Raw genomic sequence first — 20,468 nt, forward strand, 5'->3', positions numbered from 1 at the left:
TTCGATAGCAAATCAGCCGAGGGCTTTACGCAGTGTTTCCAGCATAGCGTTATCGCCGGCATTTAGCGCGCTATAGCAACGGGCAAAACCAAGCTCATTTGCCCGATTGGCAACTCGTATACTCGGGCAGATAAGAGCGGTTTCAAAGAGTGTATTGCGGTTTATCTGGCGGATACAGGTAACCAGGTTATCGAGTGTTTCACCGCTGTGCACACTGATAATATCGGGTTGGAATTTATACTCAGCCAGGGAGGTTGCAGCCTCCGGTGGCAGCACTCTCCGATAGAGTTCGCAATAAGTTACTCGCGCACCCCTATCACTCAAGGTGTCGCCGATAAGAGGGCGGCCACCGGAGCCGCGAAAAATAAGGACTCTTTTCCCATCCAACTGCTGTAAACAGGGTAGGCGCAGCAGCTCCTCGGAGTTCATCGTATTGCCACTTTGCTCGCTGGGTATACCGCGCTTTTCCAGGGCGCTTGCGGTTGCTGCGCCGATCGCCAAAAAGCGAGGACCCTGGGGAAACTGTGGCCAATAATCTTCAAGCCAGTCTACGCCGTAGCGCACGGCGTTCTGGGAAACAAAGATCGCGACATCCGTTTGATCGAAATCGAGGATTGAGTTTTTTAAGGCCTGTATGGCAGCTTGATCCTCAATTGGCTCTATGCCGAGCATGGGGATGTTATCTACCTGGGCCCCCAGGCTGCGCAGTAGCGCACACCAGTTATCAGCCTGCTGCGTTGGCCGCGTACTGAGAATACGTTTGCCCTGCAGAAGGTCGGAGGTGAGATCGCTCATATCAGATAGCGGCGAGGATTTTATCGGCACCATCGGCCAGTAACTGTTCCGCGAGCTCAGTACCCAGGCGCTCTCCCTCAGCGGCAGGGCCACGATTGTTGGCATGTATCATGGTTTTGCCATCGGGACTGCCAACGAGTCCGCGCAACCACAGGGTGTCACCATCCAGCTCGGCGTAGCAGCCGATAGGCACTTGGCAGCCGCCGTTGAGGCGCTTAACCAGGGCGCGCTCCGCACTGAGTCGGGCTGCGGTTTCCGGACAGTGGAGCGGTTGGATCAAGGCTTCCAGTTCGCTATCGCGGCGCGACTCGATACCCACTGCGCCCTGTCCACCAGCGGGGAGCAGGATGTCTGTTGCCAGGAAGCTGCGGATGCGTTCCGGCATCTCAAGTCGCAGCAGTCCGGCCGCAGCGAGGATGATTGCGTCGTAATCGCCGGCATCCAGCTTGGCCAGTCGGGTATTCACATTGCCCCGTAAAAAGGTGACTTTGAGGTCCGGGCGACGGGCAAGTAATTGGCACTGTCGGCGCAAGCTGGAAGTGCCGACTACTGCTCCCTGGGGTAGGTCATCAAGGCTGTCATAAATATTACTGACAAAGGCATCGCGGGGGTCTTCACGCTCGCAAATAATCGGTAGGTGAAGTCCTTCGGGGAATTCCATGGGGACATCTTTCATCGAGTGAACTGCGATGTCCGCACGGCCTTCGAGCATCGCCACTTCCAGTTCTTTAACGAACAGGCCTTTGCCGCCCACTTTGGTTAGTGGGATGTCCAAAACCTGGTCACCCCGGCTGGTGAGGGGCAGTAACTCGATAAGAAGTTCGGGATGCGCCTGTTGCAGGCGGTCTTTGACATAGTTGGCCTGCCACAGAGCCAAAGCACTCTGTCGGGTGGCAATGCGAATACGATCTATAGACATGCGGCTCAATCACTTATTGGTTGAAGCGGCCATTCTAACAGAGTCGCAATGCAGTGAGGCTCTCTGTAGTCGAGGGGCTAGCCCCTGGTGCGCAGCCAGTCTTCGAGAATTATCCGTGCGGCTATTGAGTCCACTGGGTCTTTTGCGTAGTTGCCACGATGTCCGCGTTCGTTAGCCTCTTCCTTGGCGGCTCGAGTGCTTAAACGCTCGTCGATCAGCTCTACCGGTAGTCCATAGCGACCGTGCAGGCGCTGGCTGAATTTTCGCGCACGCACGCCAAATTCACTTTCGCTGCCATCCATATTGAGGGGGAGGCCAACCAGTAAAAGGTGGGGCTGCCACTCTTTGATCAGGCCTTCGACGGAGTCCCAATTGGGCTTGCCATCTTTAGCGGGCAGTGGGGCCAGTTCCCGTGCTCCACCGGTAAGGCTCTGGCCGTAAGCTACGCCAATCGAGCGGGTTCCAAAGTCAAAAGCTAGCGCTGTGACGGGTTTATTCATAGGGGGCAGTAATTTTTCTGTTAGGCGTGCCCAGCTTGGGAGCCGAGGCCGGAAAGATCGATGCCGTGGCGGGCGGCGGCGCTTTGCCAGCGTTTTTCGACCGGTGTGGCGAATAGGGTTTCGGGCTCTGCCGGCAGTGTCAGCCAGGCGTTTTCTGTCAGCTCCTGCTCCAACTGACCGGGCCCCCAGCCCGCGTAGCCGAGGGCGAGTAGTACATCGTCAGGGCCGCGTCCTGCGGCGAGGGATTCGAGGATGTCCTTGGAGGCAGTCAGGCTGATATCTGAATTGATTTCGGTGGTAGAGTCGAAGTGCATGCCGGTGCCGTGCAGTACAAATCCCTGCTCTGGTGACATGGGACCGCCCAGTAGAACTGGTTCGTCACCGCGCAAGCTGAGATCCTCCAGAGACAGCTGCTCGAATACCTCGTGCCAGTGCACCTTACTGGGCATATTGATTACTATGCCCATGGCACCGTCGCTATTGTGCTCAACAATCAGTGCGATAGCGTGCTTGAAGCGCGGGTCCTCCATGCCGGGCATGGCCAGAAGGAATTGGCCGCGCAGGTTTCCGTGAGTCAGGTCGCTATCAATATTCGAATTCGGCATAGATCACTAATAAACCGCCAGTTGAAAGCCTATTTTAGCCTCGGCTGGGCAGATCCCCTGCAGAAGTAGTGAGTCCCCCGGTTCTTTCGAATTGCCAGGTCCGGATGATTTCCAGTCGGTCCACTTCGCTCTTTATCTCTGCTGGGAATGGGGCGAAAGGTGCAGCCAGTCGCACAATTTGTTGGGCCGCATCGTCGAGAATACGCTCACCAGAAGATTGAAGGATAACAACTTTTTCGACTGCTCCGGTGGGAAGTAGTCTAACCATCATTCGCAGTTCGCCACTAATTTGTTTCTCCAGGGCTTCTTCCGGGAAGTTATCGTTGCCAACAGCTTCTATTTTCTGGCGCCACTCATGTAAATATGCAGCATCTGCAGAAGCCCTGGTAGCTACAGAAGTTAGCCTGCGAACTCTGGGGCGCTCGGCAATAGTCTGGCGAATTTTATCGAGGCGCGCCTCTAAGCTGGCTATTCTTGGGTTACTCAGTGGCAGGTCATTGGGAGCATCGCCGCGTTTTTCCGTAGAAAACTTGTCTTCCGCTGAAAGTTCGGGAGCTTGAATCGGACTTTCACCAATTGTGGTAACTAATAGGCGTCGCTGTTCAGCTGGTCGTGCAGCTTGTTGTTGGGGTAACGGGTTTACTCGATGAATTTGCGTATCGGCAAACTCTGCACGGCGCTCAGTGGATAACTCTTTGGGAGAGTCAGCAGTACCACTGGCTAATTGGTTGTGTTGTGCCAAGTAATAGGCATCCTCAGGTGCTTGAGCGGAATTTTGCAGAGAAAGTGTTACTTCAAGCGTTGGCGGCGCCTGAGCCCCTTCCGGCTTGTTAATAACCAGCTTAAAGATAATTAGCACGTGCAGGGCGACGGCAAGAAATAATGAGAACACAAAGCGATCACGTTGTATTGCGTGAAGTTGTGTCGCGTTGGCAGAGGAATTCATTATCTATTATCAACTACTACTTATTCGGGCGTGTATATCACACAGCCTTGTACCCAGTGGTAAATCGCCCTGAGGGTTATCAAACACCCAGTTTACCTTTTTTGTGCCAACAGGTGTGTGATGCCGCTCATTAGTCGAGCTGCGATGTTTGTATTGTAAGCGGCATCGATTTCCCGTACACAGGTGGGACTGGTGACGTTAATTTCTGTTAGGTAGTCACCAATAACGTCCAGCCCGACAAATAACAGACCTTTTTCCTTCAAAGTAGGAGCGACTTGCTCAACGATCCAGCGGTCCCTATCGGTGAGGGGACGTGCTTCACCGCGTCCGCCGGCTGCAAGGTTGCCACGAGTTTCCCCCGCTTCCGGAATTCGCGCCAAGCAGTAGGGAATTGCTTCACCGTTAACGACCAGGATACGCTTATCCCCGTCTTTGATTTCGGGGATGTAGCGTTGCGCCATAATTTGCTGGCGGCCGTGATCGGTGAGCATTTCCAGAATTGCTCCCAAGTTGGCGCCGTCCGGTTTGCAATGAAAGATGCCCGCACCGCCCATACCGTCTAGAGGTTTAAAAATGACATCTTGATGAGTTCGGTGAAATTCCCGCAGCTTGGCCATATCGCGACTGACTAGAACCGGTGGGCAGCACTGGGGGAAACTTGTCGCAAAAATTTTCTCATTGCAGTCGCGTAGCGCCTGGGGCTTGTTGACTACCGTTGCACCTTCGCGCTCTGCGGCTTCGAGAATATAAGTGGAATAAATATATTCATTATCAAAGGGGGGGTCGACACGCATCAGGATTACATCCAGCTCGCCGAGAGGCATTTCTCTGGACTCTTCCAGAGAAAACCAACGATTCTCATCATCAAAAACCTGCATAGGGCAGCCGCGCCCAGTTGCGCGCCCACTCTCCAGGTAAAGATGGCTCTGCTCGAAATAAAACAGCTGGAAACCACAATCTTGTGCGGCTTGTAACAGTGCAAGCGTCGTATCTTTTTTAAAATTGATCTGGGCGATGGGGTCCATCACCACACCGAGGGAATAATTCATACGGGTTTCCAAATCGTTGGGTATCTCTATCCCAGTTATCACTGGTTTTGCTCCCAAATTTGTGGCCGCTACCAGCGTTGTTGGATAGATAAGGTAAGAGCAGCTTTGCGAAGGTGCAACCTTCTTAACGCAATACCTCCAATGAATGTATAAGTGGTGATAATTTGAACTGCGTCGCCTGCAGTGTGTCGACTCAGCTAGATTCGCCTGGGGTTCTGTGATAAAAGTTCGTCTCAGCGTGCGACCTTCGCCAGGCTAGGCGCCCGGACCCCGCAAGCGGTTTGAAAAAAGGGCGCAACTAAAGTTTTCGCGTGCCCGAAAATAAGTAAACAGGGGATTCAAAAAAGACTATGGAGCTTAACTGGGAAAGTCTGACTGTCATGGTGATCGACGACAGTAAGACAATTCGCCGCACTGCGGAGACGTTGCTGCAAAAGGCGGGCTGTACCGTGGTCACCGCGACAGACGGTTTTGATGCGTTAGCAAAAATCGCGGACTCCCGTCCGGATGTCATTTTTGTCGATATTATGATGCCGCGCCTGGATGGCTATCAAACATGTGCGTTAATAAAAAATAACAGCGAATTCCGCTCCACCCCTGTTGTAATGTTGTCGAGTAAGGACGGTTTGTTCGATAAGGCAAAAGGGCGTGTTGTTGGTTGCGATCAATATCTGACCAAACCTTTTAGTAAGAGCGAGCTGCTGGGTGCTATTTCCGCTCATGCCAAGCCGCACCATGCCGCATAAGTGGCCTACAGAAAAAGAAAATATAGATAACGGACTCCATTGTGGGCATTGTGCCCACAAGCTCGGTACCAAAATTTAATTAGAGTACAGATTTTCCGGTTGTTACAGACCGGTTGATTTTTGTACCCACACTATCGGTAGTCATAGTGCATCTCGGCACATGCTAGCGAGGATAATCACAACAAAAACCGCCGAGCGCAGTAGTTGTTGCCGAAAAGATGTCATGGGGGAAATGATGGCAAGAGTACTAATAGTTGATGACTCTCCTACAGAAACACATAAGCTGACAACCATTCTTGAAAAAAATGGCCACGCAGTAATCACCGCTCCCAACGGTGAAAGCGGAGTTGAAGTAGCCCGCGCCGAACGCCCCGACCTGATCCTGATGGATATTGTGATGCCGGGTCTCAACGGTTTCCAGGCCACCCGCCAATTGAGCAAAGACAGCAATACCGGTGAAATTCCGATCATTATGGTAACTACCAAAGATCAGGATACAGACCGTGTCTGGGGTATGCGCCAGGGAGCCAGGGCTTACCTGACCAAACCTGTCGATGAGAGCAAATTGCTGGATGCGATCGGGGAGGTGTTGGCCTAATAGCCAGCTGCGAAAAGTGCAGTCACAAACACCTTATTTAGCTCTGGTTGATATTGCACGGCGCGCCAAAGCGCAGGCCACTGGCCTGCCTGGCCGCCGGGAAATCAAACCCTACTGGACCGGTATCGGTTTCTCTCTTCTGGATAACCACTTTGTCGCCTCCATGGATGACGTTGTGGAATTGCTCGAAGTGCCACAACACACCTTTATTCCGGGCGCTCAGCCTTGGGTAAAAGGCGTATCTAATGTTCGTGGTCGCCTGCTTCCCCTTATTGATCTCGCAGCTTTTTATGGCGGCTACCTCTCAGGTCCGCGCCAGCAACGTCGTGTTTTGGTGCTCGAGAGGGATAAGACCTACGTGGGGCTTATCGTGGATAAATTGTTTGGGATGCAGCACTTGGCGTTTGAGTATGCCCGTGAGGCACCGACAGATTTGAGTGAACCATTTGCGCCAATGGTGCACGGCCAGTTTGTTTTACAGCAGCATCGTTGGCTCGTTCTCGATATGCGGGCACTGATCAAGGATGCGCGTTTTATGGATGCAGCTTTACGCTGACTAATCCAGTTCTTTCTTTCCGGTAGCCGAGGGTGGTCGACCGGATGGCCCGCAATTAGTGCAGGGATGTACAGCACTGACTGAGGGGTCTTGTCATTAAAGCGTTAAAACTAAAGTGGTATTAAACCGGCCTAATGCAATGGCCCGCTAGGAGTAAATTATGAAACCAGGCTCCCAGAGTTCCTTTTCCGCGCTGCGCAGTAACCCTGCCGCGCTGGTATTAGGTCTACTGGTACTCGCCACGCTGGCGGGGCTTATTGTCAGTATTTATTTGGTACAGACTCGAGACGAGCAGGATAAAGAGTACCTGCAGCAAGTCGCCGAGTTGCGGGCCCTTTCCTATCAGGTAGTTTCCTATGCGCCGGCGGCAACCGCAGGCGATAGTGAGGCCTTTACCGAGCTGGAAAATGTTACCGAAGAAATGGCTAATGCCTGGAACCAGCTTCAGCGAATGGATGACAATAGTCGCCGCGCCCTGGGTGCTCAGCTGTCTGCCTACGATCAGGTTTGGCGCAGCTTGCGCGAGCAGGTCGACACGATTATCGGCAACCAGGAAACCATCGTATTTCTTAACGATATCGCTTCAACGCTGAGTGACTCGCTTCCGGAATTACAGGCGGAGCACAACAATATTGTAGAAATTCTGCTGGCTAACAACGCCCCGGCAAATCAGGTGGAACAGGCCCAGTTGCAGGTATGGCGTGCGGAGCGTATTGGTCGAAATATCGATAAAATGCTCCAAGGTGGCGATGATGCCGAAGCCGCCGCTGACCAGTTTAATACCGACGCCAGTCTTTTCGGTAAGGTGGTTGACGGTATGAAGAGCGGCGATGTGGTGATGGGGATTTCCCGTATTACCGATGAAGAGGCTCGCCACTCATTGGATGAAATTACTGAGCTGTTCGGCTTCGTAAGCACCTCCGTACGGGATATCTTCGAAGCAACTCCAGCCCTGTTTGCTACCCGCCAGGCCTCTGACGGCATTATCGCGTCATCTCCCCAGCTGATTGAAGCATTGAGTACGCTGAATGACCGAATCGTAAACCTTTCAGATGATCGCCAGCCCAACAACTTGACCATTGCTGCACTGGCTTTGGTCTTCGTTTTGTTGATCTTCGGTATGATGGCGATGGCATTCTCCGGTACCCGCCGAAACCTGAAAAAAGAGGAAGATACCAACGAGCGTAACCAGCACGCGATTATGCAGCTGCTGGACGAGCTGGCCGACCTCGCCGACGGTGACTTGACCACCTCTGCAACGGTAACCGAAGCCTTTACTGGTGCGATTGCCGACTCCATTAACTTTACTATTGACCAGCTGCGTGTGCTGGTATCGCGGATTAATGGTGCTGCACAGGAAGTATCTGGCTTGTCCCAGGAAACCCAGCAGACTGCACTGCACTTGGCCGAGGCCTCTGAACACCAGGCGCAGGAGATCGCCGGAGCTTCCGCTGCGGTTAACGAAATGGCGGTCACCATTGACCAGGTATCTGCCAACGCCTCTGAATCTGCCCAGGTAGCCGAGCGCTCGGTACATATCGCAAGTAATGGCGCCAAGGTGGTACAGAACACCATCAAAGGCATGGATAACATCCGCGAGCAGATTCAGGATACCTCCAAGCGAATTAAGCGCCTGGGTGAATCCTCCCAGGAAATTGGCGATATCGTAAGTTTGATTAACGACATTGCCGACCAGACCAACATTCTTGCATTGAATGCCGCGATCCAGGCGAGTATGGCCGGTGATGCCGGCCGAGGCTTCGCGGTGGTTGCGGATGAGGTACAGCGACTTGCGGAGCGCTCTGCAGCTGCAACCAAGCAGATCGAAGGTCTGGTAAAAGCGATTCAGTCCGATACCAACGAGGCGGTAATCTCCATGGAACAAACCACCAGTGAGGTGGTACGTGGAGCTCGTCTGGCCCAGGATGCGGGTGTTGCACTGGAAGAAATTGAAAGTGTATCCAACAACCTGGCATCGTTGATTCAGAACATTTCTAACGCTGCTCGTCAGCAGGCTTCGTCTGCAGGCCACATTTCCAACACGATGAACGTGATTCAGGAAATTACCTCGCAGACTTCTGCGGGTACCCAAGCTACCGCCCAGTCCATTGGTAACTTGGCGCAAACTGCCAGCGCACTGCGCGAATCCGTTGCCGGTTTCAAACTTCCGCAAGAGGAAAGTGTTGAAAGCAACAGCGAGCTGTATGACGTGGAGTTGCCGGAAATGGATACAGATACTTTCGCTATTGAAGGTGAAGATACTCATTCATTGGAGTCCCGCGAAGACCGGGCCCTGGCCTAACCCACACAATAATGCCCGGCCATTATGAAAGTTGGCCGGGCGCAAAAGGGGCGCACGGAATTGCTTCCGATAAATCCGCGAGTTTTTCTCGCAGAAAACTGTAGCGCTTGAGTACTGAATAAATTATTGGGGACTTGGCGTGAGTCACGACAATCCGAACTTCATGGCCTTGGATTGGCTGATCGGTGAAATTAACGAGACTTTGGCACAAGCGCGCCAATTTCTTGAGACGTTCGCTGTAGAACCCGATACGGGTGCCTCTCTTCTGCAAAACAGCTTGTCGCTGGTGCACCAGGTGCACGGCAGCTTACATATGGCACAGCTCAGTGGTGCCGCGATGTTAGCAGAAGAGATGGAGCAACTTATCCAGGCCCTAGCCACTGGTGCGGTTGAAAATACCGACGAGACGCGCGAATTTTTGATGCGCGCATTGCTGGAGTTGCCCCTTTACCTCGAAAAGGTTTCTTTTCAGCGTCGTGACAATGCCGTTCTCTTACTTCCCCTGATGAATGACTTGCGCGCAGTGCGCCGCGAGCGATTGATCAGTGAAGGAGCGCTTTTCTCGCCAGAACTGTCTTCATTGGCAATGGTGATTGGAAAGCGCCAGCCCCTCGTTGCCGATAGCGCCCGTTTAAATGACCTGGTCACCAAGTTGCGCAAGATGTATCACGTTGCGGCTGCGGGTCTGATCCGGGATGTAAACAGTGGCGAAAGCCTGGCTTACCTCACCAAAATTATTGAAAAAATGCAGCTGCTCTACAGTGGCAGCTGTCGCCAATCCCTGTGGGAAGTACTGTTCGGTATTTTGGAGGCGCTCGGCGAGCACCGTATTAATGTGCAGCCCGCACTGCGCCATTTACTGCGCAAGGTGGATATTGAATTCAGGTTGTTGCAGGGGCGTGGCGCAAAGGTATTGGATGCGCGCCTGGATCAGGACTTTCTGCGCAACCTACTTTTTTATGTCTACCTCGCCGGTCCGAATGGGCCGCACTGCGAGAAACTCTACCAGCGCTTCGCACTAGATAAGGCAGTTCCCGGTACACCTCGCCCGGATACTGAAGACGTATTGGCGATGGGGCCAGAAGCCTTAGGCAGTGCAATTGCTGCAGTGCGCGATGAACTGCAGTTGGTGCGTGAAGCACTGGAGCCCAGTACAACTGATACAGAACAACCCTCGCTGTCTGACACTGCCGCAGTGGCCAAGCGTCTCGCGGATACACTCGGTATTTTGGGATTGGAGGCGCAGCGGGTTCGCGCTCGCAGTGTCTACGAAGACCTTCGCGACGCCTCCCGTGGCACTGACGTTGAAGAGTACCTGATGCGTGCCGCCGGGGAATTGGTTCAGCTTGATTCAGCGCTTGCCGCCACCGTCGATCGCAATAAAAAAGTCGACGATGAGCAGCCCATTATGGGCGACGCCACTGACTCTGTATTACGCGAGGCCAGACTCGGTCTGGAAGCGGTAAAAGAAGCGGTCATGGAGTATGTGGCCAGCCACTGGGATATCAGTTACCTGAGTCGTGTGCCACAGCGTTTACAGGAAGTCTGTGGTGGTCTCGAAATGGTGGGTTACCAGCGAGCGGGTGAAATCATCTCCGCTTGCAACCGCTATATTGGCAGCTCCCTGATTGAGGCTGGAGAACAGCCCGAATGGACAATGCTGGATACTCTGGCAGATGCCATTACCAGTGTTGAATACTACCTGGAGCGTCGTGCGGAAGGTCTGGCTGATGCAGAAATGCTTTTGGCACTGGCTGAAGATAGCGTAGAGGCTTTGGGCGTTTCGCTGAAGATCGTCGACGAGAGTGAGGCCGACGCCAGTCTGGAAGCGTCCCCGATATCAGAACCCGAACTGCCAGATCTTATTGATTACGATTTAATCCCCGATGACGAAGCCACTGCGGTTTCTGACGAATCTCTGGACTCTCAAGCTGAAATAAATGCGGAAGAGTCATCTGCCATAACTTTGCAGCTGCCTGTCGATGAAGCAGATTCTGTTGTGGAGTCCGAGCTGGAAATCGATGGAGAGTCTGTTCCGGAGGAGTCTTGGTTCTCTGATGGGGCTCCTCAGGTTGAAGCTGCCCCGACACTTGAAGTTGAAACTGGGATAGAGGCTCCTGAAGCTGAGGAAGCGCCTGCTGAGATTGCTGACTTCATTGAAGCTGTACCGATGGTAGAGTCTGCTGAGGTTGAGCCGGTTGCTGCAGTTGCAGAGGTCGCGGATACGACGGAGGAACTCGGTGATGACACTGAGAGCCTGATTGACGATGAAATTATCGAGATCTTCCTGGAAGAAGCCGGGGAAGTTCTTGCGCATATCAGTTGCTACTTCCCGGAGTGGGCTGCCAATTTTGCCAATCAGGATGCCCTGGTAGAGTTTCGCCGGGGCTTCCATACCCTGAAGGGGTCGGGCCGTATGGTCGAGGCCCTGGATATTGGTGAACTGGCCTGGTCTGTGGAGAATATGCTCAACCGGGTTATCGATGGCAGTGTGAAACCCGGGCCTGCCCATGTATACCTGATTGAGCAGGTGTATCAGAAGTTCCCCTCAATGATTGAGGCGTTTAAACACGGACAGAGCGACCCCGATCAGCAGCTTACCCTGCAGTTACAAGCTTGGGCTGAGCAGCTAAGTGCGGGAGAGATGCCCGCTGATCTGGAAGCCCAAAGTGCAGGCGGTGTCGCGGCAGTTGACGTTGTTGAGGACACCGGAGAAGACCTGGCTCAACTCTGGGAAATTTTTGCCCAGGAGGCAGAGACGCACCTCAATGTCGTAGATGAGTATCTGCTGGATATGCAGGCTGCCGCGCCTTTGTATGGTGTTCCGAGCGACCCAATGCACCGGGCACTCCACACACTAAAAGGCTCCGCACATATGGCGGAAGTCAAAGTGGTTGCCGAAATTATGGCGCCACTGGAGCGCTTCGCTAAAGAGCTGCGTATTTATCAGGTGCCTATCGATGCAGATATTTTTGATCTGATCAATGATAGCGCCACCTATGTGCGTGAAGTGCTGGAACAGATTCGCTCTTCAGAGCCTCTCGCAATAGAGAAATCGGAACAGTTCCTTGCTCGCGTTGCTGAATTGCAGGAGCGCTCTGTAGGCCACTTGATTCGCGAGCGCGAGGCGAATGAACCTCGCGCGGTCGATCCCCAGCTTCTCGAAGTCTTGATGGCTGATGGCATGCGGGTGCTACTTGATGCAGACCAAATGCTGACTGAGTGGCGCGCCGACCCGGCAGATAAAAGTCGTGTTGTATTGGTCGCTGATGAGCTCAATGTTCTGCAGGAGGCGGCCAGCCGAGCGCAGTTGCCGATCCTGGCTGAGCTCGCTGAGCTGTTGCTGAATGTTTATCGCAAAGTCCTTGCTGGTGACCTTGAGCAGGAGCCCGCGCTATGGGCCTCTCTTGAGCAGGGACACAATGAGTTGCTCGATTTAATCGATGCAGTAGCAGCAGCACAAGACCTCCCTGAAGTCAGCGAAGCTGTGGAAGAGGCGCTTCGCTACCTGGCTCAGGGTGAGGAAACCAGTTCATCAGCAGAAGATGACTACGACCTCGATGAACTGGGAATCGATAGCGAAGCACTGGCTATTGCCGAGCCTGAAGAGCAGGCGCCGGAGCCCACGGAAGTAACCGAGCTTCTGGTTTCAGAAGCATCCCCTGATGAGTGGATTGAGCCACCTGTATTACAGTCGCACGACGGGGAATCTCTCGATGGCGAGGCTGAGGATTCGGAAACTCCTCAATTGCAGGCCATAGAAGTTGAGGCCGCCGTTGAGGATGTTTTTCAATTTGAAGAACCCTTCTCTGCACCTGAAGTTGAACCTGCTGGCGACCTGGCTATCGAGCAACCGGGTAGCGAGGTGTCATCACAGGATTCCGCTCAATCAGTCGATTTACAGAAGTTGTTGGCAGACATTGACCCGGATGTTGTCGATGTCTTTATGGAGGAGGCGGGAGATCTTACCGATGAGCTGGAGGAACTGATCCAGAGTTGGGAAGAGCAGCCGGAAGGTCGCGAGCAAGGTGAGGCCCTGAAGCGTGTATTGCACACCTTTAAAGGTGGTGCACGTATGGCTGGCCTAATGGGGTTGGGTGAAGTAGCTCACCGTTTTGAAACGGTGATCGAAGGCATGCGCGACAACGATCGGCCCTCCGCAGATTTCTTCGCCAATGCCCATGGTATCCACGATCGTCTCGCCGATGGAGTAGAGACAGTTCGCGCCTGGATGGCTGGTGAACAGCTTGATGCTTTTGTACAGCTGGTCAGCACCGATTGGGCGGATCAGAAGCCGGCTAACTCGGCAGCTGCAGAAGCAGTGATTGAATCTGAAGTTTCAGACGAACAACCTCAAGAAACTGTTCTCGTAGCGGATGCGGAACAAGGTGATGAAGTCATTGCGGCCGAGAGTACTCAGCCGGATGCTGATGTAGTTGCTACGCAGCTGCCCGAGATCGCTGTAGGTCAGGAAAGCGATAACGTTTTGCCGTTTATCCGCAAGGCCGGTAATGCAGAGCAGGAGGTAGCGGCACCGACCCGGAACCAGCCCCAGGAGATGGTACGTGTCGCTGCTGAACTTCTGGAGGAGTTGGTAAACCTCGCCGGTGAGACTGCAATTTCCCGTGGTCGTCTTGAAGAGCAGATGAGTGAGTTCGGTCTCGCCCTAGACGAGATGGATGTGACGCTGGTGCGTCTCAACGAACAGCTGCGCCGCCTGGACCGCGAGACCGAGGCTCAGATCCTGTTCCGCCAGGAGCAGTTGGCAGAACAGGACGGCGACTTCGATCCGCTGGAAATGGACCGTTACTCGTCTATTCAGCAGTTATCCCGTTCCCTGCTGGAGTCCACATCTGACTTGATGGAGCTGCGCTCCACTCTGAATAACAAGGCGCGGGATACAGAGACCCTGTTGCTCCAGCAGTCCCGGGTAAATACCGAATTGCAGGAAGGTCTGATGCGCAGCCGCATGGTACCTTTCTCCCGTCTGGTACCGCGCCTGCGTCGCATCGTGCGCCAAGTAAGTGCTGAGCTGGGCAAGCAGGTCGAGTTGGGATTCTCCAACGTTGAAGGCGAGCTGGACCGGTCCATGTTGGAGCGTATGGTTGCGCCACTGGAGCATATGCTGCGCAACGCTGTGGACCACGGCATTGAAATGCCAGAGGAGCGTTTGGCTGCTGGCAAGTCTGAGCGTGGGCGTATCGATGTGGCGCTGAAAAGGGAGGGCAGTGAAGTTGTCCTCACCATCCGCGATGATGGTGCCGGTGTCAATTTGATCCGGGTGCGTGAAAAGGCGGTGGAAAATGGCCTGATGAGGCCGGATGCTGAGCTCTCGAATAATGAGATTCTTCAGTTCATTCTGCAGGCCGGTTTTACCACTGCAGAAAAAGTTACCCAGATCTCTGGCCGGGGTGTGGGAATGGACGTTGTATCTGCCGAGCTGAAGCAGATCGGTGGCAGCGTCCATATCAACTCAGAGGCAGGCGCAGGAACAGAATTTGTCGTTCGTCTGCCGTTCACAGTTTCGGTTAATCGCGCTTTGATGGTGCGAATTGGCGATGACCTGTTTGCACTGCCGCTGAATACTATCGAAGGTATTGTGCGCCTCAGCCCATTTGAGCTGGAGCACTACTATCGCTCAGATGACGCGCGTTTCGAATACGCTGGAGAACTCTATCAGGTTAGCTATTTCGGTACTCTGCTGAAGTCTGGCGCCCAACCTAAGCTCAGTGTCGATGATATGCAACTGCCCGTGCTGTTGGTGCGCTCTGAAGGGCACGCTATGGCGTTACAGGTGGATGCCATTAAGGGCAGTCGCGAGATTGTAGTGAAAAGCCTCGGCCCGCAGTTCTCCGGGGTTCAAGGGGTATCAGGTGCAACGGTAACTGGTGATGGTAGCGTCGTGGTGATTCTCGACGCACACGCCCTGCTGCGTCGCCAGGCCACTCAGCTGGCAAGGCCGGAAGTGCCACAGCTTCAAATTCTGGAAGAGCCTGAAGTGCAGTCCGAGCAGGAGGCGCGCCAGCAGACCGTTATGGTTGTGGACGACTCGGTTACAGTGCGCAAGGTAACTACGCGCTTCCTGGAGCGAGAGGGCTATCTGGTTAGCACTGCAAAGGATGGTCAGGATGCGGTTATCCAGCTGCAAGATAAGATCCCGGATCTGATCTTGCTGGATATTGAGATGCCGCGTATGGATGGCTTCGAGGTTGCCCGCCATATTCGCTCCAGCAGCCGCCTGCGCGATATTCCTATCGTAATGATCACCTCGCGTACCGGTAATAAGCACCGCGATCACGCTATGTCCCTGGGAGTTAACCACTACCTGGGTAAGCCTTACCAGGAAGATGTACTGCTGGCGGCTATTCGTGAGTACGCGGATGCCGAAGCTGTCGGAAGCTGAGACGGCAAATATCAGGAATAATATAGAGATAGGCAATGAGTGAAGTTGAAGCGCTGCCGGTAGATGTCCCCCAGGAAGTGAGCAGCCTGTTATTGCCCCTTGAGCAGGGGCAGCTGCTGGTGCCGGTGGACAGCCTCTCAGAGGTTGTTGCAATGCAGACGCCGATGGCAGTTCAAGATGTACCCGAGTGGTATTTGGGAGATCTGATTTGGCGGGAACAGCGCCTGCCGGTGGTATCTTTTGAAGTGATGCGTGGTGGTGCCTTGGGAGCAGTTGCAGAAGAGGGGCGTATTGCGGTGCTGAGTACGGGAAATCCCGATGGTGAGCTGCCGTATTTTGCATTGCTCTTGCGCGGCACTCCGCGCCTGGTACGGGTTACCCCTGAGGAGTTGGCACTGCGAGAGCAGCCGCTAAGCCCTGGAGAGTTAATGCATGTGGCGCTTTCTGGTGAGGAGGCGGTTATTCCCGACCTGCAGGGATTAGAGCGGGCCTGCTTGCGCTATCGCAGTGACTGAGTTGTTTTGCGATGTATCACCAAAAAAGGGGCCTGAGGCCCCTTTTTTGATTGGGCTGTTCGCTTAGAACAGCTCTTCCGGTAAAGAATCCTCCCGGCCATCCTGGCTGGGCATATCCATATCTTCATCGGTGTAGCGATTGCGATATGGGTTATACACTTCGCGGCCGGGCACCCGGTTGGTCCTGAATATCTCAAACATGCCGCCGTAAGAGGTGCGCAAGCCATTTTGGGGGTTGATGCGTACCGTAACTATGCCATCTGGTTGAGCCAGGTGGCGCTCGGGAAGACCTTCGAGGGCACTGCTCATAAAATCGATCCAGATAGGCAGGGCGGCTGAGCCACCGTATTCATTTTTACCCAGTTCGCCATAGGAATCGAAGCCAACCCAGGCACTGGTTGCCAGGTAGGGGCTGTAACCCGAGAACCACGCATCCCGTGGACCATTGGTGGTTCCGGTCTTTCCGGCAATATCACCGCGCTTCATCGCCAGAGCGCGGCGCCCGGTACCCTTTTTGATAACATCCTTGAGCATCGAATCCATTATGTATGCCGTCTCTGCGGACATGGCTCGCGGAGCGCGAGGACGCGCTTGGCTCTTGCTCGGGTCGAGGGGGCCAACGGGCAGTACGTGTAGTTCTGCTGGCTCTTCACCTTGATCGACCCCTTGTCCTTCCAGCTGTAATTCCGCGAGATCGACGGGTTCAGCGGACAGAGTTTCAGAGCCTGTGCCTGGCTCGGGACAGTTATCGCATACAGTGAGAGGCAGTGCCTGATACAGGACTTCGCCATTAACATCCAATACCCGGTCAACCAGGTAGGGCTCCACTCGGTAGCCACCATTGGCGAAGGCGGCATAGCCTCGCACCATCTCCAAGGGCGTGAGAGCGGAGCTACCTAGAGCAATGGTCAGGTTGCGGGCGAGCTTGCTGCGCTCAAACCCAAAGCCTTCGACAAAGCCCAGGGCGTAGTCCAGTCCTAGGGATTGCAGCAACCGGATTGAGACCATATTGCGGGACTTGTACAACGCCATACGCAGGCGGGTCGGGCCGAGGAAGGTCCCCCCGTCATTTTCAGGCCGCCATACATCTTGCAGGTTGGTTTCCTCAAAGATAATCGGGGCATCATTGATAATGCTCGCCGCTGTATATCCGCGCTCGATCGCCGAGGCGTAAATAAAGGGCTTGAAGCTGGAGCCGGGTTGCCGGGCAGCCTGAGTGGCCCGATTGAAGTGGCTCTGGCGGAAGTCATAACCACCGACAAGGGCGCGGATAGCCCCATCTTCGGGCTCAATAGATACCAGGGCGCCCTGTGCTTCCGGGACCTGGGCTAGAACCCACTCTTCGGTCACCTGGGGTTCAGCAGGCTTGGTATCACCGCTCTCTGGATCCGCAAACGGATCGGCCTGAAGGGGCTCATCTACAGCAGTGGCGATCATCTCGCTACTGGAGTTGCTCTCTTTCTTTTCCTTAACGACCTTGCGCAGCCGAATAACATCTCCGGGCGCAAACATTTTTTCAGCGGACTGAAGGCGAGCGCCCCGAGCGCTCTCAGAAATATAGGGCCTGATAGAACTGAGCCCATTGCTCCAAGGCAATTCAATTACGCGCCTATCTCTCAGTTGAACTTGAAGTTTCTTGGGTTCTACTGCGGTGACAACGCCGGGTTCCAAACCGCCGAGAATCGGAATCTCGTTGAGTAAATCGATAAGTTGGTCGCTATCTTGCAGCAATTCTGGTGCAAGACGCTGTTCTGGGCCACGATAGCCGTGGCGCGCATCATAGGTTTCCAGACCATGCTGAAGCGCATTGCGAGCCGACTCCTGCAGGCGACTGTCTACCGTTGTTATGACCTGGTAGCCGTCGGTATAAGCGTTGTCGCCAAAGAGGTCTACCGCCTCCTTCCGTGCCATCTCGGCGATATAGGGCGCATCCAGGTCGAGGTCGCGGCTGTGATAGCTGGCTGTTACTGGCGCAGTGATAGATTGGTTATATTGATCCTGGTTGATATAGCCGAGATCGAGCATCCGCATCAGGATCCAGTTGCGGCGCACCAAGGCTCGGGAGGGGTTGGCGAGAGGGTTGAAGGTTGATGGCGCTTTGGGGAGTCCCGCCATCATAGCCCACTGAGCCAGGTTCAGATCCTTGATATCTTTGCCGTAATACACCTGAGCTGCAGCCTGGAAACCATAGGCGCGGTTTCCAAGGAAGATCTTATTGATGTAAAGGGCGAGGATCTCGTCCTTGGTCAGCTCTTGCTCGATTTGCAGCGATAGCAAAATTTCATTGAACTTGCGCACAAAACGCTGCTCTCGACTGAGAAAGAAGTTGCGCGCCACCTGCATTGTCAGTGTACTACCGCCAGACTGGATAGAGCCGGTCTTAATCAGCTGCGAGGCCGCCCGCATCAAACCTTTGATGGAAACACCATTGTGGGAGTAAAAGCTTGCATCCTCAGCGGCGAGAATCGCTTTGATAAAGGGTTCTGGCGTTTGCTCGATCGTGATAGGGTTGCGCCGCTTTTCACCGAACTCACCGATTAGCTTCATATCCCGTGAGTAGACCCTAAGAGGGGTTTGTAAGCGGATATCGCGGAGGCTCTCCACTGAGGGCAACCCCGGTTTGAGGTAGAGATAGATACTGGCCAGGGCCATTGCTGTAGCGGCTACACCGGCAAGGCCGAGCCAAAGCAGTGCGAGCAGACGATTGCGGGCTTTTACGGTCATGAAACTGCTTCTGTGTACTTCATCAAAGTGATTAGGTGAATAATTATACGAATATTGTGCGCTATTACCTATGCAAATGCAGGTTGAAGCGTTAATTTAAAGTGCTATAACATCAAACCCTCATAACCCACGGAAAAGATAAGAAAAAATGGGAATTTTCCCTTTTCTGAACAAAGGCCCCAAGGCCATGTTGGGACTCGATATTAGCTCTACAGCGGTCAAGTTGCTGGAGCTAAGTCGCAACGGCGATAAATATCGTGTCGAAAGTTACGCCGTGGAACCTCTCCCACCCAATGCCGTAGTTGATAAGAATATCAATGATGTGGGGGCGACGGCTGAGGCTATCCGCAAAGTTGTACGACGCTCCAAGACCCGCCTGCGTGAAGCCGCTGTTGCTGTGTCTGGCTCGGCTGTGATTACCAAAACCCTTGAAATGCCGGCGGACCTCAATGATGAGGCTTTGGAAGCCCAAATCGCAATTGAGGCCGATCAGTATATCCCCTATCCGTTGGAAGAGGTCAGTCTGGATTTTGAGGTACAGGGGCCATCCGAAAAGGGTGAAGGCCAGATGGAGGTCTTACTTGCGGCGTGCCGTACAGAAAATATTGAACAGCGGATCTCAGCGTTGGGCGAGGCGGAACTGGAACCCGGTGTAGTGGATGTTGAGGCATACGCTATTGAGCGTACTTACACGCTACTGGAAGATCAACTTCCCCCGCAAGAGCAATTGGTGGTTGCAGTAATCGATATTGGGGCGACCATGAGTGCCCTGTCGGTCCTTGTGGATGGCAAAACGGTGTATACCCGTGAACAACTCTTTGGAGGGCGCCAGCTTACCGATGAGATTCAGCGCCGCTATGGCCTTTCAGTTGAAGAAGCGAGCCTAGCAAAACGCCAGGGGGGGAGCGGGCTGCCCGACGACTATTTTGCCGAGGTATTGGAGCCGTTCCGCGATGCAGTTGTGCAACAGGTAACCCGGTCCTTACAGTTCTTCTATTCCTCTACTTCATATAGTGATGTTGACCATATCCTTCTCGGTGGTGGGGTTGCCGCCATGGAGGGGATTGGGGAACTGATTAGTGAGAAATTGGGTCGCCCTACCTTGGTTGCTAATCCATTCCTGAAAATGAGTGTGTCTTCACGGGTAAATCGCCAGGCGTTGGCAAACGAAGCCCCCTCATTAATGATTGCCACTGGCCTGGCGATGAGGGAGAAGGACTACTGATATGGCAAAGATTAACCTTCTGCCTTGGCGCCAAGAATATCGCGCACAAAAGCAAAAAGAATTTCAGCAGGTAATGGTTGCGGTTGTTCTTATCGTGGCCGCTGCTGTATTTGGCTGGATGAAGATTGTTGATGAACAGATAGTTGATCAAAATGCTGCTAATCAAATCCTGAAAAATAGGATTAAAGAGTTAGATATCCAAGTAAGAGAGATTAAGGACCTGAAGAAGCGCCGGCAGGAATTGATTGACCGGATGCGGGTAATTCAGGAGCTGCAAGGCAACAGACCACTTGCAGTGCGGTACTTTGATGAGATTGTTCAGGCTACACCTGAAGGTCTCTGGCTTAATTCAATTGAACGGAAAGGAAATAAACTATCTATTTCAGGTGTGGCAGAATCTAATAACCGTGTTTCTTCTTTTATGCGAAATCTTGACCAGTCAGATTGGTATGACTCTCCAGCTTTGGCCGGAGTTACCGCCAGTCCACGATTTGGCGAGCAGGCGAGTTCTTTCAAATTGACGGTCAACGTTACGGGCAGAAAGCAAGATGAAGAACAAAGCGCTGTGAGAAAATAAGGGATCGG

15 protein-coding genes are annotated in these 20,468 nt (G+C 53.6%); 8 read left to right on the forward strand and 7 right to left on the reverse strand.

Features of this window, described 5'->3' with window-relative positions; translation table 11 throughout:
• Positions 1-12 precede the first annotated feature (12 nt).
• The 6 genes from ACJJIE_RS18210 to gshB all read right to left on the reverse strand — a co-directional run bounded on the left by ACJJIE_RS18210 (position 13) and on the right by gshB (position 4,814).
• Positions 13-795 (reverse strand): uroporphyrinogen-III synthase, encoded by a 783-nt coding sequence (locus ACJJIE_RS18210; protein WP_282930310.1) that lies wholly within the window; start codon positions 793-795, stop codon positions 13-15.
• A 1-nt stretch (position 796) separates the two neighbouring features.
• Entirely contained in the window at positions 797-1,714 is a 918-nt protein-coding gene (gene hemC / locus ACJJIE_RS18215) for a hydroxymethylbilane synthase (protein ID WP_282930309.1), read from the reverse strand.
• Positions 1,715-1,791: 77 nt separating this feature from the next.
• Entirely contained in the window at positions 1,792-2,214 is a 423-nt protein-coding gene (gene ruvX, locus ACJJIE_RS18220) for a Holliday junction resolvase RuvX (RefSeq protein WP_282930308.1), read from the reverse strand.
• Positions 2,215-2,234: 20 nt separating this feature from the next.
• Complete coding sequence (locus tag ACJJIE_RS18225) at positions 2,235-2,819, reverse strand: YqgE/AlgH family protein (RefSeq protein ID WP_282930307.1); 585 nt, start codon at positions 2,817-2,819, stop codon at positions 2,235-2,237.
• 34 nt (positions 2,820-2,853) lie between these two features.
• On the reverse strand, positions 2,854-3,765 hold the full coding sequence (locus tag ACJJIE_RS18230; protein ID WP_444892579.1) for an energy transducer TonB: 912 nt from the start codon (positions 3,763-3,765) through the stop codon (positions 2,854-2,856).
• Positions 3,766-3,857: 92 nt separating this feature from the next.
• Positions 3,858-4,814 carry a glutathione synthase gene (gene gshB / locus ACJJIE_RS18235; protein ID WP_444892580.1) on the reverse strand — a complete coding sequence of 319 codons (957 nt, stop codon included), beginning with the start codon at positions 4,812-4,814 and terminating at the stop codon, positions 3,858-3,860.
• Between the two features lie 350 nt (positions 4,815-5,164).
• Between gshB and pilG the strand changes: the two genes are divergently transcribed.
• The 6 genes from pilG (at position 5,165) to ACJJIE_RS18265 (ending at position 15,934) form a co-directional block, all read left to right on the forward strand.
• Positions 5,165-5,560, forward strand: a complete 396-nt coding sequence (pilG, locus tag ACJJIE_RS18240; protein ID WP_020413651.1) for a twitching motility response regulator PilG — start codon at positions 5,165-5,167, stop codon at positions 5,558-5,560.
• 235 nt (positions 5,561-5,795) lie between these two features.
• Complete coding sequence (gene pilH / locus ACJJIE_RS18245) at positions 5,796-6,158, forward strand: twitching motility response regulator PilH (RefSeq protein WP_108731421.1); 363 nt, start codon at positions 5,796-5,798, stop codon at positions 6,156-6,158.
• Between the two features lie 16 nt (positions 6,159-6,174).
• Complete coding sequence (locus ACJJIE_RS18250; protein WP_444892581.1) at positions 6,175-6,714, forward strand: chemotaxis protein CheW; 540 nt, start codon at positions 6,175-6,177, stop codon at positions 6,712-6,714.
• 160 nt (positions 6,715-6,874) lie between these two features.
• Positions 6,875-9,016: a methyl-accepting chemotaxis protein gene (locus ACJJIE_RS18255; protein ID WP_413664075.1), complete on the forward strand. Its 2,142-nt coding sequence runs from the start codon at positions 6,875-6,877 to the stop codon at positions 9,014-9,016.
• A gap of 139 nt (positions 9,017-9,155) precedes the next feature.
• Complete coding sequence (locus tag ACJJIE_RS18260; protein ID WP_444892582.1) at positions 9,156-15,419, forward strand: hybrid sensor histidine kinase/response regulator; 6,264 nt, start codon at positions 9,156-9,158, stop codon at positions 15,417-15,419.
• 35 nt (positions 15,420-15,454) lie between these two features.
• Positions 15,455-15,934, forward strand: coding sequence for a chemotaxis protein CheW (locus tag ACJJIE_RS18265; RefSeq protein WP_282930302.1), 480 nt, complete (start codon positions 15,455-15,457; stop codon positions 15,932-15,934).
• 63 nt (positions 15,935-15,997) lie between these two features.
• On the opposite strand, the gene ACJJIE_RS18270 is transcribed toward ACJJIE_RS18265, so the two are convergent.
• Complete coding sequence (locus tag ACJJIE_RS18270; RefSeq protein WP_444892583.1) at positions 15,998-18,658, reverse strand: penicillin-binding protein 1A; 2,661 nt, start codon at positions 18,656-18,658, stop codon at positions 15,998-16,000.
• Positions 18,659-18,806: 148 nt separating this feature from the next.
• Here ACJJIE_RS18270 and ACJJIE_RS18275 point away from each other — a divergent pair, with 148 nt between their 5' ends.
• Both ACJJIE_RS18275 and ACJJIE_RS18280 read left to right on the forward strand, forming a co-directional pair.
• Entirely contained in the window at positions 18,807-19,883 is a 1,077-nt protein-coding gene (locus ACJJIE_RS18275; protein WP_444892584.1) for a pilus assembly protein PilM, read from the forward strand.
• 1 nt (position 19,884) lies between these two features.
• On the forward strand, positions 19,885-20,460 hold the full coding sequence (locus tag ACJJIE_RS18280; RefSeq protein WP_444892585.1) for a PilN domain-containing protein: 576 nt from the start codon (positions 19,885-19,887) through the stop codon (positions 20,458-20,460).
• Positions 20,461-20,468: the final 8 nt, after the last annotated feature.

Source organism: Microbulbifer maximicatervae (SeqCode) (genome assembly GCF_052467325.1).

What these genes read in the sequence shown, in the direction of transcription:
- ACJJIE_RS18230 (WP_444892579.1), bottom strand. Translation starts at nt 3,765, where the DNA reads ATGAATTCCTCTGCCAACGCGACACAACTTCACGCAATACAACGTGAT.
- ACJJIE_RS18265 (WP_282930302.1), top strand. Translation starts at nt 15,455, where the DNA reads ATGAGTGAAGTTGAAGCGCTGCCGGTAGATGTCCCCCAGGAAGTGAGC.
- ACJJIE_RS18210 (WP_282930310.1), bottom strand. Translation starts at nt 795, where the DNA reads ATGAGCGATCTCACCTCCGACCTTCTGCAGGGCAAACGTATTCTCAGT.
- pilG (WP_020413651.1), top strand. Translation starts at nt 5,165, where the DNA reads ATGGAGCTTAACTGGGAAAGTCTGACTGTCATGGTGATCGACGACAGT.
- gshB (WP_444892580.1), bottom strand. Translation starts at nt 4,814, where the DNA reads ATGAATTATTCCCTCGGTGTGGTGATGGACCCCATCGCCCAGATCAAT.
- ACJJIE_RS18275 (WP_444892584.1), top strand. Translation starts at nt 18,807, where the DNA reads ATGGGAATTTTCCCTTTTCTGAACAAAGGCCCCAAGGCCATGTTGGGA.
- ACJJIE_RS18225 (WP_282930307.1), bottom strand. Translation starts at nt 2,819, where the DNA reads ATGCCGAATTCGAATATTGATAGCGACCTGACTCACGGAAACCTGCGC.
- hemC (WP_282930309.1), bottom strand. Translation starts at nt 1,714, where the DNA reads ATGTCTATAGATCGTATTCGCATTGCCACCCGACAGAGTGCTTTGGCT.
- ACJJIE_RS18255 (WP_413664075.1), top strand. Translation starts at nt 6,875, where the DNA reads ATGAAACCAGGCTCCCAGAGTTCCTTTTCCGCGCTGCGCAGTAACCCT.
- ACJJIE_RS18270 (WP_444892583.1), bottom strand. Translation starts at nt 18,658, where the DNA reads ATGACCGTAAAAGCCCGCAATCGTCTGCTCGCACTGCTTTGGCTCGGC.
- ACJJIE_RS18280 (WP_444892585.1), top strand. Translation starts at nt 19,885, where the DNA reads ATGGCAAAGATTAACCTTCTGCCTTGGCGCCAAGAATATCGCGCACAA.
- ruvX (WP_282930308.1), bottom strand. Translation starts at nt 2,214, where the DNA reads ATGAATAAACCCGTCACAGCGCTAGCTTTTGACTTTGGAACCCGCTCG.
- pilH (WP_108731421.1), top strand. Translation starts at nt 5,796, where the DNA reads ATGGCAAGAGTACTAATAGTTGATGACTCTCCTACAGAAACACATAAG.